Raw genomic sequence first — 15,685 nt, 5'->3', positions numbered from 1 at the left:
TGCATTTTGTTCGCAGTTATCATATAATTAAATTGGTTCCTTTCTTTTGATTTTTACACACTAATTTTACAACGGGAACCAAAAAAGATGACAGCTCCACTTTAACTTTAGTGGAATGTCATCTTTTTAATTTTTATGAAAAATTCGCCATTTTTTAGGCGAATAATTCTTATAATCTATTTTTTAATTCAACGAAGTAATCAACATATTCGTTAGCAATATTATTTAAAGTGTAGTATTCACATTCTTCAGCTTGAGCTGTTACTTCTTTTTCGCAAGCACATTCTTCTTGAATTTCTTCAACAAGTTCTTCAGCACCTGCTAAAGCTCTAGCTTCTTCAATTTCTTCAACTCTTTTTGCAATATTTTGAGCATCAAGTTCTTTTAATTTTTCTTCGTATGCTTTAACTGCACATTGTGATTTCTTTTCATCTTCGTGACGAACCATTTTGTTAGCATTTTCGTTTGCTTTACAGTTTCCACCACAGCAAGCTCCACCAACTGGTTGCATAACATTGTCTTCTCTTGTTTCCATTGTTTCGAAGTCATCATCGTTTGCTGCAGCAACTACTTCAACAACATTTTCCATTTGTTCTGTAGCTTCCATTTCAGCTTCTACTAATTCTTTGTTTTCTACACAGTTGCATTTACATTCTTCTGCTGAATCACATTGACAATCTTGTGAACAATCACATTTTTTAGCAACAACTAATTCTTCGATAACAACTGGTTGTTTTTGTTTGATTTTTTCAATAATTACTTCTTCTTCAACATTTTCAATTACTGGAACTTTGTTGAACTCTTCAAATTCTTCAGCTGTTAATTTTCATTGTCTAACGTGTTTACAGTTTCTAAAATTTCTAGAACATCTAAGGCATCTTTTCATGTTATTCTCCATTTCTTCTAAATCTATTTCTTCATATGTGGGCAATGAAACATATTGAATGATAAATTTTCTTGGTCTACTTGGGAATCTTCTTACAGGATATAAATTGTGTGAACGTAACACTCTGTGTTGATTATCCCTTGTTATTGAGTTTTCCATATTTAAATTATATGTTTTTTCGTGTTTTTTTGCTACAAAATTATTCTTTTTTGTATTTTCTTCATTTATAGGATTATTTGTGTTTTCTTTGCTCAATTCTTCTAAAAAACTTGGCTGTTCATTTACGACGTTTTCATCTTCTTTTACTTGAGCTAAAATTTCTTGCATGCGAGCTGCTTCTTGAGCTTTTTCGCGCTCAATTTCATCTAAACGACGTTTGATTGAATTATAAATATCTACTAATATACGTTCTTGTTCTTCGATAGAACGATATGGATCAAAATTGAAGTCTCCAAGAATTTGTTGGAATACTTTATCTGCACGCATTTCTTTAGTAATGATTGATTTGATTCCTATTCTATTTGAGAAGATTCTAAGTAATACTCCATACGCTATATCATCTACCATCGCATCAAAGGCTTTAGTTCCTTCTTCAGTATAAATTTGATATGGGTTCTTTTGTGAATATTGTACTAAGTTAACATTTGAACGCAACTTGTCCATCTTATTAATATGAGCTTGTCATTTTTCATCTAATGTTTGTAGGATTGTTTCTTTTAACAATACTAAAATCTCGTCTTCACTAGCATTCTCAAAAGCATTTTCTTGTCATGTTTCATATACTGATAGCACTATGTTTGCGATATATTCAGGAAGATCGCTTTCATGTACTTTAGAAATTTCTCCTAAATCAAAATGGAACTTGATTAAACTTCCGATATTTTCGTTTAAGAATTTTACAAGTGCTGCATAGTTATAAGTATTATTATGTAATCTATATTCTCCTCTACGAACAATACTTCTAGCAGCTGAAGCAATCATTCTTTGCACAATAAAGACAATATCTCTACTATATAGAATTAAATCTCTTTGAGCATAAATTAAATCACGTTGTTGTCTAATAACATCATCATAGTTAAGAACTGACTTACGTGAGTCATAGTTGAATCCTTCGATTTTCTTTTGAGCATGATTAAATGCGAAACGAAGTTGTTTATTAGTTACTTCTTTACCTTTTGAATCTGCATAAGCTTCTTTAAAACTTTCATAGTTAGCGAATCTTTGCATTAATTGATCGTCAATTGAAACAAAGAATTTACTTGTCCCAACATCTCCTTGACGTCCTGAACGTCCTCTAAGCTGATTATCAATTCTTCTAGATTCAGCTTTGTCAGTCCCTAGCACATACAAACCACCACGTTCTAAAGCTTCTGCAGAAGGTTTAATGTCAGTTCCACGTCCAGCCATATTAGTTGCGATTGTTACTGAAGCAACTTCTCCTGCGTGAGAAATAATTTCAGCTTCAGAAGCATTTTGCTTAGCATTAAGCACTGTATGAGGAATGCCTTTATTTATTAGCATTTTATGCACAATTTCTGAGTCTTCTATTTGTGCAGTTCCGACTAAAACAGGTTGACCTTTTTTGTATAATTCAATAATTTTTTCAACAACAGCATTTCATTTATCTTCAGCAGTAGCAAAAATTGCATCAGGTTCATCAACTCTTGCAATAGGTTTATTTGTTGGAACAACATTTACTCTCATGTTGTAAATATCAATAAATTCTTGTTCTTCAGTTTTTCCAGTTCCAGTCATACCACAAAGCTTCTTAAACATTCTAAAGAAGTTTTGATATGTAATTGTTGCAAGCGTTTTAGTTTCTGGCTCAATTTCAACCATTTCTTTAGCTTGGATAGCTTGTTGAAGTCCTTCTGAATAACTACGTCCGTCCATTATACGACCTGTGAAAGCATCAACTAATTCGATTTTTCCCTCACGAACAATATACTCAACATCAATACGCATTATTTTGTGAGCTCTTAATGCATTTTGCACTAAATGAACTGTTTCAGAGTTTTCAATATTATAAAAATTAGGTGTGTGGTAAAACTTATTAGCTTTTTCAATCCCTGCATGTGTTAAAGTTACAGCTTTTGATTCTTCGTCAATTAAATAATCATTTTTATTTAATGTACGAACAAATTGGTCAGCTGCAAAATATAAAGTTGTATCTTCTGCATCCCCACCTGAAATAATTAAAGGTGTTTTCGCTTCGTCAATCAAAATAGAATCAACCTCATCGATTAAACAGAATTGCAATCCACGTTGAACTTTTTCACTGCCATCCTTCACCATATTATCTCTTAGATAGTCAAATCCGAGTTCTGAGTGTACTGAATAAGTAATATCAGCTGCATATGCTTTACGCTTATCATAAGGATTCATTTGTGCTTTATTAATTCCTACGCTTAATCCTAGGAAGTTAAATACTTGACCCATCTCCAAGGCATCCCGTTCTGATAGGTATTCGTTAACTGTCGAAACAATAGCTCCTTTTCCTAAAAGAGCATTTAGGTAAACTGGAGCAATTGATGTAATGGTTTTACCTTCACCAGTTTTCATTTCAGCAACAGATCCTAAATCTAGAAGTAATCCACCTAGAATTTGCACATCGTAAGGACGTTTGCCTAAAACTCTTTTAGTAGCTTCACGAGCTACGGCAAAAGCATCATTTCTTATATCATCCAAGGTGTAACCGTGTGCTAATAAATCCTTAAAAAACTGTGTTTTTTCTTTTAACTCTTCATCAGAGAATTTCGCAACAATAGATTCCAACTGATTGATCTTTTTAAGAGATTTTTCAGCGATTCTCATTTCTGTTGTTTTTAAATCGAAAAATTTATTTAAATTACTCATAATGTTTAAATTATACTGACTTTTTTACATAACAAGAGAATTAAACACATCGGCAGAGCAGAATTTTCTGCCTATTTTTAGGTGAATATTTATTTAAATAAAGATTTTTTGATATATTTTCTTGATTTTTATAAATTCAAATTGAGAACACTTATGCCATAGGTTTAAAAGTTATTATACAATTAAAATTTTTTAGCACTTTTCAATATGATAGTTTGAGAAAAAAAGCTAGCATAAATTTTTATGCCAACTTCTTTGCCTATGTCATAGTTTTAAATGTATTGAATTTATCTTAATATTTCTAAATCCTTTTCTAGATTTTTAATTAATGTATCTAATAACTCTTTGCTCATTAAAACTTGATTTTCTCTTTCTTTTGCCTCAAAGTCACGTTTATAATTTACATTAAATGTGGCAATTAAAGGTGTTTTTAAGGATAAAGAAGAATTTATTATTTTCAACTCACTAATTAAATAATTAATAATATTAATAATCGTGTTTTTAAAACCATAAGAAGTAATTAGTTTATCGAAGAACGCTTGGTTGTATTTTTTAATTTCGTTATCGAAATTTTGATCTTTATTTTTAGTGTTATTAGAAGTTATATAGTATGGTTTTGATATTAAAGCATAGTATCTTATTAGTGGGATTATCAATTTAATAAAGTTATCATCTATAAGATTGAGATTATTCTCATTTTTTATACCATTTATGATGAAGTTTTTTAATTCTAAACTTCTTTCTTGTAAAGGAATATATTTATACGAATCTTCTGGTGTTAATCTTGTTAGTAATTCTGTAGCAGGTATCTTAAAATAATATCCATCTTCTTTCAATATTCCATCTAGAGATTGATAGAAGGCTTCAGTTATATCTATATAATCTGGATTATTATCCAGCTTAAAAGTCTGCAATATTAAATAAGAAGCTTGTATGTTAATCATTAATTTATCAAATATCAATTTATCTAAATTTACATTGGGATTTTCAAATTCTTTTTGGAATTGTGTACCAAATTCACCTTTTAAATAATTAAGTCAATTATTTTCAAAGTTTCTCTTATTATTATATAGATCATCAAATCTTAATGACTTTTGTAATCAGAAGGCATCTCCGGTATTATCTTGTGAGTGTTTGAAATCTTTTACCAATTTATCATTAATCACGAATAATAGTTTATCTTTATTAAAGTTTTCTTTGCTAAGATTAAAGTTTTCTTCTTTATTAAATTCTAATATTGGTTCTTTTGTATTCAGGCTATTGTTTATGTTTTTAAGTTCATTTAATGAAGATGTCAAGATAGAAATATTCGGTTCGGATTTTTTTATCTCTATTGAAAACTTTTCTAGCTCATCATTAAATTTATTTACTTTTTCTATTGTTTTGCTTATTTCACTATTAGATTTTGCTAAATTAGTTTGATTTAATAGATGTTTATAAACATTTAGATTAAAATCATCTATTTGTTTTCCAGTATTAGTTATAAGCTCATTTATTTTATCATTCGAAGATGTAGTATTGTTGCATGATACAACAAGCGAAATTGGTAAAGCAATTGTTGTTAATGGAATAAATTTTACTATTTTATATTTCATGGTTTCTTCCTATAGCTAATGTTAAATCAAGATTTGATAATAATAATCTTAAAAATTCCGATCTCAACTCCTTGAATTTTAAATAATCTTTAGCGGACAATTCATTAAATTGATTTGGTAGACTAGAAGCTTTAAATTTAATAACTAAATCAAAATTGTATTCAGACTTCACATCAGTGAATATTGTATTCCTGTTGAGTAATATCATCTCGCTACTTGTATTTTTTCCATTAGAATGTAATGTTAATGGATTTCATTCATTATACCCATCACTATAATTTGTATCTAAATCTATTAGATCCATTATATCCTCAAATGCATTTTCAATCAATGATTCTTCGCTCGTTTTATATTTGTCTTGTGAAAATAATTGACTAATTTCATCCATTATTTTCTTAATCATCGGATTTTCTCATGATAAGGATAATCTATATGAAATACCATTTTCTACTTTGTCTTTTATTTTGACACTACCAATGTTTATTTCAATATCTTCATCAGCATTTACCGATGATTGGATTTCCTTAATTAGATTTTCATCAAATTTTAATTTAAATAGACTTTTTGAATTTTCACTACTAAAATTAAGCTTATATGTATTTGTACCATTTAAAAATAGTGTTTTTGAATTATCAAAATATTGAGATAAAATCTTAAAATCAGGTGTCCCGTAACCTAAAATGACATGCGAGTTTGCTTTATGCAATAAATAACCTTCAGCATCATTGGAATTCATTCAATCAGATTTAAAATTAAAATAATCATCATTTCAAGCTTTGTACTTTGAAGAAGACATCAATGCTGACTTAATCTCTGAAATTGTCAAATTTTTATTTTGATTGTTTAATTTCGTTTCTATGAGTGCTATTCCTCCAGCTATACTTGGAGCTGCATAGCTTGTTCCTACAATTCAGCTAAATAAACTAGCTACATATGGATTTTTAAAATATTCTGGATTAATTTTTAGCTCATCAAATTTCATTTCACCGTATGATGATACGAACGGATAATCATCTCTATCATAATCACCTTGTGTAGAAAATATAGAATGATTACCGAGTGTATCTGTTGAACCAACATAAATAGCATTTTTAGCGCTTTTGTTTATTTGGATTGAGTCTAGATTATAATAATTAATAGGATAATAATCTTGTAATGAATTTGATTTGTTTTCTTTATTTATTAATCTCAATAAAAATAAATCTTCTTCATCATTTCCTGCTGATATAACAAATTTCATTCCATAATTTCTTGAATATTCATCAATTAGTTTTGATTTGAAATCACCATAATATACTTTTTTCTCAGCATCATCTTTAATTAATGCTTGTAATTTTTGTCAAGAAAATTCGCTAAACTTTTGTTCATAAACTGATGCTCATAAATACTTTTTTAAAAATATTTGTTCAAATTTATTAAGAAATTTTTTTGCATATGTTTTGTATTCTTTTTTAACTAATTCTTTTTCACCTTCATTTTCTAGTAATCGTGTTAAATCTCCAGCTACATATTCTGAAATTTTTCTATCATAACCGAAAAAGTCACGTCACATTTGATTTACTATATTTAAATTCTTGCTTGATTTATTGTCTATATATGAAAAAATCATATTAAAATATATTTTTGTTATTAAATCATCCTCGTTTTCAAACTTGAGATCTAAGTCTTTCATAAATGAAATTTTATTTTCGTCGCTTTTATAAAAATCTCGAATTGTGTCGAATGATATTCTTCCTTGAAAATGTGTTTGTTTTCTATAAAATTTAAATAGTGATTCTGAAAATGAACTAAAATGAATAGATATAAACCTTCTAAAATAAGAACGATCACCAAGACTCATATTTATAATTTTTACATTATTTTGTCTAAATGATTCTAATATTTTATTAAAATGAGCTTCGTTTTCTCATTCTTTATCATTAATTTTAGCTGAATAAACATCAGATTTACTAGTAACACCATATTTTCCTGCTAATATATTAGCTATAGTCGTAGAATGTCTCTGACTCTTTCTTGCATTATGGTTATAATTTTTTAAATCAGTATAATTAAATTTTTCTTCAATTGGTTCGTAATAAAATTTATTATCACCATTTTTTTTGATGGTGTTTTTACTGGTAATTGTGTACAATTTTTCATCTTTATCTCTTATAAATAAAAATGGATCTACTGTATCTCCGTCAATAATTCCTACATTTACGCCTTTAATATTTTGAACTTCATTTTTTAAATAGTTAACATTTAAATTATTTCAATATTTTTCAAAAACATCTTGAGTATTGTTTACAAAATTTTTTTCAAAATATTCACCGGCATAATTTTTTGAGTCCTTATTAGTGTTTGCACTAATAGTTGGTATTGATATTGTTGATACTCCTATAATAGTACCTAAACTAAATAAAATTTTTTTATATTTCATTGATAATCCCTTTCATTTTTTGATATATAAAAATTATCTTATAATTACAATGAAATTATTTGAAATAAAAAAAGTTTCCACATTTTTTCTTTTGAGACAATGAAATAGTTATAAATGTGGAAATTTAGTAAATTATTCTAGGCAAAATACATACTAAATTACTAATTTAATTTACATCGACAACTAAATTAAATTTTAATTCACAATAAAAACATTATTTTTTAATCACAAATCAAAAAATACCCAGAATTTCGTCCAGGCATTTTATCTAAATTTATTTTTAAATCCAAAGTACTTTTTTAACTCATTTTTAAAGATTATAAAGCTCTAAATTCTAAACTTATTATTTATTCATTCTTTTCTATAAAACTTTCATCGAACACGCCAATGTAAGGCAAGTTTCTTAATTTTTCATCATAGTCAAGACCAAATCCTACTAAAAATTCATCAGGTACAATAAATCCATAATGATCAGCTTGAAAATCAACCTTACGATTATATGGTTTATCCATTAATGTAAGTACTTTTAAACTACGTGGATGTCTTTCTTTAAGCATTGAACATACTTTTTGTAAAGTTATACCACTATCAATAATATCTTCTACAATTAAGACATCTTTTCCTTCGATATCATTAGCTAAATCCATTATGATTTTTACACTTCCACTACTTGCATGTGAGCCTGCATATGTACTTACAGTCATGAAATCTAATTTATGATCTACTTCAACACTTTTGATTAACTGTGCTAAAAATGGAATAGACCCTTTAAGCAATCCTACAATAATTAAATCATTAGAATCTTTATATTCGTTATTAACTCATTGAGCACATTCTAAAATGTGCTTTTCAATATATGTTTGATCAAAAAGAACTTTTTTTACCATTGGGTGGATTTTTGTTTGTTTATTTTTATTAAAAAATGGAATCATGTTTTGCATACCCCTTGATTAGATTAATTGCTTGAGCAAAAACTTCATCTTCTGTTAAATTATTTGTATCAATAATTGCATACTTAATGTTGTAGTTATTAGCTATTTTTATAAAAGTTTCTTTGTATACCTTGTGTAACTCTTTGAAATAAGCTTTATTAGCTTCATAATTATCAATTTCAACTTTTCTTCCACGAGCAAAAAGTCTCTTTTCAAAATTTTCGTAGCTTACATCTAAAAAGATGGCAAATTCAGGTAACTCATTTTCGCTAACTAAAGCCTTAAATAAGGCATCGTAAGCTTTCATTACTTTAGGAGATAATTTTTTGAGGTTAACAAGTGCAAAAACATAATGTTCAGCACTAAATCGATCTAAAAATAAATAGTCTTTATTAGCATCAAGATTAAGCTTATTAAATTTAGCTATAGCTTTATCTACATTTGCTAAATGATTTTCAACGACATAAGCTTGAAAAGATAAATCCAAATTAGGTTTCTTTTCATAAAATCAATTAAGCATAGTTGTAAATACTTCATCATTTTCAGAGTATTCTTCTAATAATAAAGAAGTTGGATAATAACTTAATAATTTTGATGTTAACGTGCTTTTTCCACTACTAATCATTCCAGAGATACCCATTAACATATCACCCCCTAAATTGCTCAGCAATTTTTATTTGCTCTATTATAAAGGAAATTAATTAAGTAAATATAAAAAACTAAAAATACTTAATTAGTATTTTAATTCTTTTCACTTTTGTTCCAATGTAGTAGTTCTTATCCATTTTAAAAATGGAAATAAAGCTATAGAAATTGCTTCTAATGCAGCTCATTCCACAACCATATTGATTCAAATTAAGCTAAATCAAGCATAAGCATTTCCTATATTTAAATCAACATATTTAATTGTAATTATTACTGAAGTTGATACAAGCATAGTGTTTAACATAAAGATACTAAAGGCATAAAGAGCAACACTTCAAAAATTAAATTTTCACACTTTAAATAATAGGTAATATATACCACATAATAATATTCCTAAAATAACCCTAGGTACTAGGGAAATATAAACTAAATTAAATAAGGGGAATTGTAAGATAATTGAACCTAAAAAAGATCATAATCCGAAGTTAAAAGTTGTTCACAATATTCCAATATATCCTAGATGAATTGATGCGACTAATATTATTAATGGGATAGTGGTTATAGATACTATTCCTATTGTTATATATCCAGTGTAAGGCACAAATGTAAAAATAATTATAAGAGCTAGGTATAGTGCTAAAAATACAATTGTTTCTATATTTAACCTTTTATTATTGCTATTTTCCATTGAATTATTATATTTAAAAAATTTACAATTTCAACATTTAGTTTTATCGCTTGCAAACTATGATAAAAGTTGTTATTAAAGCTAAATTTTATGCAAACTTATAACTTTTAGCTCTTGGTGCTAAAGCAATAAAAAATTTAGCTATACGCTAAATTCTACATTTTCAATTTTAACATTGTATTTTGTTGCTGTGTCAACTTCAACAATATCACCAACTTTTTGACCTAGCATAGCTACTGCAAGAGGACTTTTGTTTGAAATTTTTCCATCAAATGGATCTGCATCGTGCACACCCATGATTGTAACTGATTTCTTTTCACCTGTAGCAAGAACTGTAAATTCTACTGTTGAACCAATTGTTACAACTTCTTGACTTTGAGCTTTTTCATTTCCTTCAATTAGAACTGCATTATCAAGAATTTGTTCTAATTCAGAAATACGACCTTCAATAGCTCCTTGTTTATCTCTAGCTGCATCATATTCAGCGTTTTCCGACAAGTCACCTTGGGCTCTAGCTTCTTTTAAGGCAGCTTGTACAGCTGGTCTTTCTACATTAATTAAATGTTCGTATTCTTTTTTGTATTTATCTAATGTTTCTTGTGATAAATATACTTTTCCTTGTTGTTCTGTATTTTGCATAACATCCTCTTTCTAATTTATTATATTTTACCCTATTATTTTTTAACTATAAATAGATATTTTGAACTAATATATGAGATTTCATAAGGTATATCAGTCATTTTTAAATAAGAAATCATTCTTTTAATTTCGCTTTTTGGATTGCTGAATGAAATGAGTACCATTCCTTTTTTAAGTTTCTTAATGAATGCATCATAAATATCATTTATATCGCCTTTAGCATTCATAACAATTAGACAATCTACTTCTTCATTATCATAAACTTTGATTTCGTTAGGGAAGTGATCTGGAAATTTTAATCTTAAGTCTTCTAATTTTGAATAATCTACTTCTTTTGCATATACATAAGTTTGAGCACTAACTTTTCCTGCAATAGCTGCTATAGGAAATAAATCTTTTTCATTAACAATTACAACATTCTTGTAATCATTTCTAAAAATAGTATTAATAATGCCTTCAATGTCAATATCATTAGCATTAGATTTTAAATAATCTTTAAGTTCATAAGGCAATTCACCAATATCATTTCTCAATGCTTGAATTTGAATCATGGCTTCATCTTGTGATTTTTTAAGTACTTTATTACGCATTTTTTTAGCTAGCACTTGCATAACTATGTAGAAAGCGATTCCAAGTACAGCTATAACAACTGCCGAAATGCCTAAACCTAGTTTAGCTTCATAGGACATATTCATTATTTACCTCACTTGTTTCTGTAGTATTCTAAATAATCTTGCAAAATGATTAAGGCAGCTAATTGATCTTTTTTAGCTTTACGTTTTTGTTGTGTTAATCCTGCAGCCATCATTGCTTCATTAGCTCTTTTTGTAGAGTATTGTTCATTAACCAGAAGCACAGGAAGATTAAATCTAGTTATTAATTTTTCTTTAAATTCTTCTACCATATAGGTACGTTCACTTTTATCACCACTTATTTTTAATGGATAACCAAGCACTATACCATCTATTTTATTTTTATATTGACTTAATCAGTATTCAACTCTGTTTAAAGCTTGCTCGAAGTCATTTTCAGGAAACATAAAGTTTTCTAGTCCACTAGCAATTATTTCACTTTCGTCTGTCACTGCAAATCCACAGCTTTTGATCCCTAAGTCTAATCCTAATTTTCTCATACTAATTCTTCTTGCATGTAGGCTAATAAGTCGTTTGTATCAGCAACTTTACCCATTGATAAAATAGCATTTCCTCCACCACGACCATTTAATTTTTTAAATAATTGTTGAGCAATTGCATTTGAATTATATGTTTTAGAAGCAACCACAAGCATTGGATTTGCATCTGAAGATGTAAGCACTACTAAAATATCACTATGTTTTTCTCTTAAAGTTGAAGCAACTGTTTTTATATTTGCTTTATCAACATCTTGATTTACATAAACTTTATGTCCTTTAATTTCGATTAATTCGATATTGTCATAGTCGAATTCAAAATTACTTGCAAGTTCTTTTTGAATTTTCTTATTGTCTTCTTTAAGTACTTCTAAAGTATTTTGTAAGTATTCAATTGCTTCTTCTTTATCTTCAGGAATATTTAATTCATAAGTGTAATCTTTATTTAATTTAACATTCTTTTCAAGCATTTTTTCTACTTCAGAAAGTCATTTATTCATTTCTTCTTCTAAGTACTCGTTTACTAATGCGTTTGAAGAAATAGCTCTAATTCTATAAACTCCAGCAGCTTTTTTATCAACATTTGTGATTTTGAAGTTTTCTAGTTTAGCAGTATTAGATAAGTGAGTTCCACCACATAAATCAGCTGTAATTCCATCAAATTTAACAATACGAACATTTAAAGGATTCATATATTCAGATTCCTCTAATGTCATAATTGCACCAATTTCTTTAGCTTGTTCTGTAGTCATATTTAAATAATCACGTTTTGCATCTTTAGCAATATAACTACGTACAAGTTTTTCAACAGCTTTAATTTGTTCATCAGTAGGTTTACTATCTGCAGGTAAGTCGAATGTTAAACGTTCTTCGTTGTTATCTGACCCAAGTTGTTTGATTTGGTTTCCTAATACATTTCTTAAAGCGCAGAACATTAAGTGTGTTCCTGAGTGGTTTCTTTCAAGTCCTAAACGAATTGTTTCATCAACAAAACATTCTACTGGAAGATTTTTAGAAATTTTGCCTTCTACTTTATGTATATGGTTTCCAAATTTATCTTTAAATACATCTAGGATTAAGATTTTTTCATTTCCTTGTTGCATGTAACCACGATCGTGTTTTTGTCCACCACTAGTAGCGTAAAATGGAGTTTCTTTTAGAACAACATAAGCAACACCATTTTCATTATCAACTTCTTTTTCTGTATCTAATAAATATAAGATTTCACTTACATTGTGAGTTGTTTCATATCCTACAAACTTATCAACTTTAGATTTTAAAATTGTAAGTGAGTTGATAACTTTATCCATTCCAGATAATTTAGCATTTCTAGAAGCATCTGCATGTTCTTTTTTAGCTTTTTCATAACCTTCATAGTCTATTTTAATGTTCTTTTGCTCTAAAATTTCAGCTGTTAATTCTACAGGGAAACCATATGTTTCAAATAATTTAAAAGCAACATCCCCAGGGAAAATAACAACATCATCATTTAGATAATTATTTAATAAGTTTTTACCATTTTCAATGGTACGCGAGAATGTTAGTTCTTCATCTTTAATTATTTGTTTAATAGGATCAACATCATATTCAAAAGGTAAAGTAGCTTTAACTACATCAACTAATTTATAAAGAAATGGTTCATAAATTTTAAGTTGCATTGCTTTATAAACACTTCTTCTTATCAATCTTCTTAAAATGTAACCTCTACCAACATTTGAAGGTTTTGCACCATCAGCAATCGCATTAGTAACTGTACGCATATGATCAGCAATAACTTTAAAACATGAGTTTACAAACATTTGTTCAGGTTCTTTTGTGAAGTAGTTATTAACATCGTATCTAAATTCAGTAAATTTTTCAATTTCATGAATAATAGGTAAGAATAAATCTGTATCAAAGTTAGTTGGAGCATCTTGCATAATTGAAACAATTCTTTCAAGTCCAGCACCAGTATCGATATTCTTTTGTTTTAATTCAGTATATTCACCTTCACCATTTGAGTTATATGTTGAAAATACAATGTTTCAAATTTCGATATAACGATCATTTTCAAGGTCTTCTTTTAATAATTCAATTCCTCTAGCATCGTACTTTTCACCTCTGTCATAGAATATTTCTGTATTAGGTCCACAAGGTCCTGAACCCACTTCTCAAAAGTTAGTATCTTTACTTCCTGGAATCATATGGTCTTCAGCAAAGCCATGAGACATTCATTCATTTTTAGTTTCTAAATCTTCGTAATAGTATGTAAAGTAAAGTTTTTCTTTATCTAGTTTAAGCACATCAAGTAAAAATTCACTTGCAAAGGCAATAGCTTCTTTTTTAAAGTAATCTCCGATTGAGAAGTTTCCAAGCATTTCAAAAAATGTATGGTGACGTGCTGTAATGCCTACATTTTCAATATCATTTGTTCTAATAGCCTTTTGTGAGTTAGTTAATCTTTTAGCTGGAGCGACTTTTTTACCTGCAAAATAGTCTTTTAAAGTAGCTACCCCACTATTGATTCATAAAAGTGAAGGGTCATTATGTGGCACTAAACTTTTTGAAGGCACTATAAAGTGACCTTTTGATTCAAAAAATGATAATCATTTTTCTCTAATTTCTTTTGAATTCATAAAAACCTCTTTTAAATGTAATCTTTCTTAATATTATTCATATATATTTCGTCAATAATTGCTCCACCAATGCATTTATCACCATCATAAAGGACAACTTGTTGGCCTGGTGTTACTGCTGATGATGTTTCTGGATAAAACACTTTGATTTTACGATCTGGTAGAAATTCTACAGAAACTTTAATATCTTTTTGTCTATATCTAAATTTTGCAGATAAATTATTAGGATCAAAATCTTCATTATTTAGTGTTAGATTGCTTGCAAGCAAGCTATCTGATATTAAGTATTCAGGTCTTGAGTTAGGTGCAACATATAAAATATTTTGTTTTACATCATGTCCACATACATAATATGGTTCGCTCATTCCACCTAAATTAAGTCCTTTTCTTTGCCCGATTGTGTAATAGAAGCATCCTACATGTCTTCCAAGTTTTTTACCTGTAGTGATATCTACAATATCACCTTCTTGAGCCGGGATGTAGTTTTGTAGAAATTGTCCAAAATTTCTTTCTCCAATAAAACAAATTCCTGTTGAATCTTTTTTAGTTGCTGTAACTAAATCGAGTTTTTTAGCTATCTCTCTAATTTTTGGTTTAGTTAGCTTAGCTAATGGCATAATAACCTTTTCAAGTTGTTCGTGTGTTAATTGAGCTAAAAAGTATGTTTGATCTTTATCTTGATCAGCTGCACGATATAAATGACCATTTTCGACATTAGCATAATGCCCCATTGCAATGTAATCAGCTTTTAATTCATTAAAAGCGTATTTTGCGAAGGCATTAAATTTAATGTACTTGTTACATAAGATATCTGGATTAGGTGTTCTACCTTTTCTATATTCTTCAATAAAATTCTCAAAAACATTATCTCAATATTCTTTAACAAAATCCACACGGAATAAAGGAATATCTAATGCTTTTGCTACTGCTAGAGCATCTTGGTAATCTTTTTCTTGAGGACAAACATCTTGTGAAATATCAGCATTTCCTAAAATATCATTATTAACAATGCTATCTCAATTACGCATAAATAATCCAACAACATCGTATCCTTGTTGTTTAAGAATATAAGCTGCTACCGATGAATCAACTCCTCCAGACATTCCAATTACTACTCTTTTCGCCATAAATATTCCTCCTTAACATATTGTTATTAAATTTATAAATAAATTTTATAACAATATCACATTTTTATCAATTATATAAGCCTAAATCCAAGAAATTTTTAGCACTATGATAAAGGCATAAAAATATATCACACAATAAATTGCGTGATATAAA

11 protein-coding genes are annotated in these 15,685 nt (G+C 28.2%); all 11 read right to left on the bottom strand.

Annotated features, from left to right (window positions below; all coding sequences use genetic code 4):
- Positions 1 to 169 precede the first annotated feature (169 nt).
- The gene (gene secA, locus ACX1M8_RS01800; RefSeq protein ID WP_458836676.1) at positions 170 to 3,742 is read right to left on the bottom strand and encodes a preprotein translocase subunit SecA; all 3,573 of its coding nucleotides are present in this window, start codon (positions 3,740 to 3,742) and stop codon (positions 170 to 172) included.
- A 287-nt stretch (positions 3,743 to 4,029) separates the two neighbouring features.
- A complete protein-coding gene (locus ACX1M8_RS01795; RefSeq protein WP_458836675.1) occupies positions 4,030 to 5,337 on the bottom strand; it encodes a hypothetical protein in 1,308 nt (435 codons plus the stop codon).
- Positions 5,327 to 7,756, bottom strand: a complete 2,430-nt coding sequence (locus tag ACX1M8_RS01790) for a S8 family serine peptidase (RefSeq protein ID WP_458836674.1) — start codon at positions 7,754 to 7,756, stop codon at positions 5,327 to 5,329. Before ACX1M8_RS01790 ends, ACX1M8_RS01795 begins: the two co-directional genes overlap by 11 nt.
- Positions 7,757 to 8,103: 347 nt before the next feature.
- Complete coding sequence (gene hpt / locus ACX1M8_RS01785; RefSeq protein ID WP_458616363.1) at positions 8,104 to 8,688, bottom strand: hypoxanthine phosphoribosyltransferase; 585 nt, start codon at positions 8,686 to 8,688, stop codon at positions 8,104 to 8,106.
- Positions 8,672 to 9,334 carry a deoxynucleoside kinase gene (locus ACX1M8_RS01780; RefSeq protein WP_458836673.1) on the bottom strand — a complete coding sequence of 221 codons (663 nt, stop codon included), beginning with the start codon at positions 9,332 to 9,334 and terminating at the stop codon, positions 8,672 to 8,674. The genes hpt and ACX1M8_RS01780 overlap by 17 nt, the downstream gene beginning before the upstream one ends.
- 87 nt (positions 9,335 to 9,421) lie before the next feature.
- Positions 9,422 to 9,637 (bottom strand): hypothetical protein, encoded by a 216-nt coding sequence (locus ACX1M8_RS01775; protein ID WP_458616365.1) that lies wholly within the window; start codon positions 9,635 to 9,637, stop codon positions 9,422 to 9,424.
- A gap of 525 nt (positions 9,638 to 10,162) precedes the next feature.
- Entirely contained in the window at positions 10,163 to 10,660 is a 498-nt protein-coding gene (gene greA / locus ACX1M8_RS01770) for a transcription elongation factor GreA (protein ID WP_458616366.1), read from the bottom strand.
- 35 nt (positions 10,661 to 10,695) lie between these two features.
- Positions 10,696 to 11,355, bottom strand: coding sequence for a BC85_0335 family putative methyltransferase (locus ACX1M8_RS01765; protein WP_458836672.1), 660 nt, complete (start codon positions 11,353 to 11,355; stop codon positions 10,696 to 10,698).
- Positions 11,355 to 11,792: a Holliday junction resolvase RuvX gene (ruvX, locus tag ACX1M8_RS01760; RefSeq protein ID WP_458616368.1), complete on the bottom strand. Its 438-nt coding sequence runs from the start codon at positions 11,790 to 11,792 to the stop codon at positions 11,355 to 11,357. Before ruvX ends, ACX1M8_RS01765 begins: the two co-directional genes overlap by 1 nt.
- Positions 11,780 to 14,404 (bottom strand): alanine--tRNA ligase, encoded by a 2,625-nt coding sequence (gene alaS / locus ACX1M8_RS01755; protein ID WP_458836671.1) that lies wholly within the window; start codon positions 14,402 to 14,404, stop codon positions 11,780 to 11,782. Before alaS ends, ruvX begins: the two co-directional genes overlap by 13 nt.
- An 11-nt stretch (positions 14,405 to 14,415) precedes the next feature.
- A complete protein-coding gene (mnmA, locus tag ACX1M8_RS01750) occupies positions 14,416 to 15,531 on the bottom strand; it encodes a tRNA 2-thiouridine(34) synthase MnmA (RefSeq protein WP_458616370.1) in 1,116 nt (371 codons plus the stop codon).
- Positions 15,532 to 15,685: the final 154 nt, after the last annotated feature.

This window comes from Mycoplasma tracheobuteonis (genome assembly GCF_054456995.1).
This window is presented reverse-complemented; position numbering and strand designations above follow the sequence as displayed.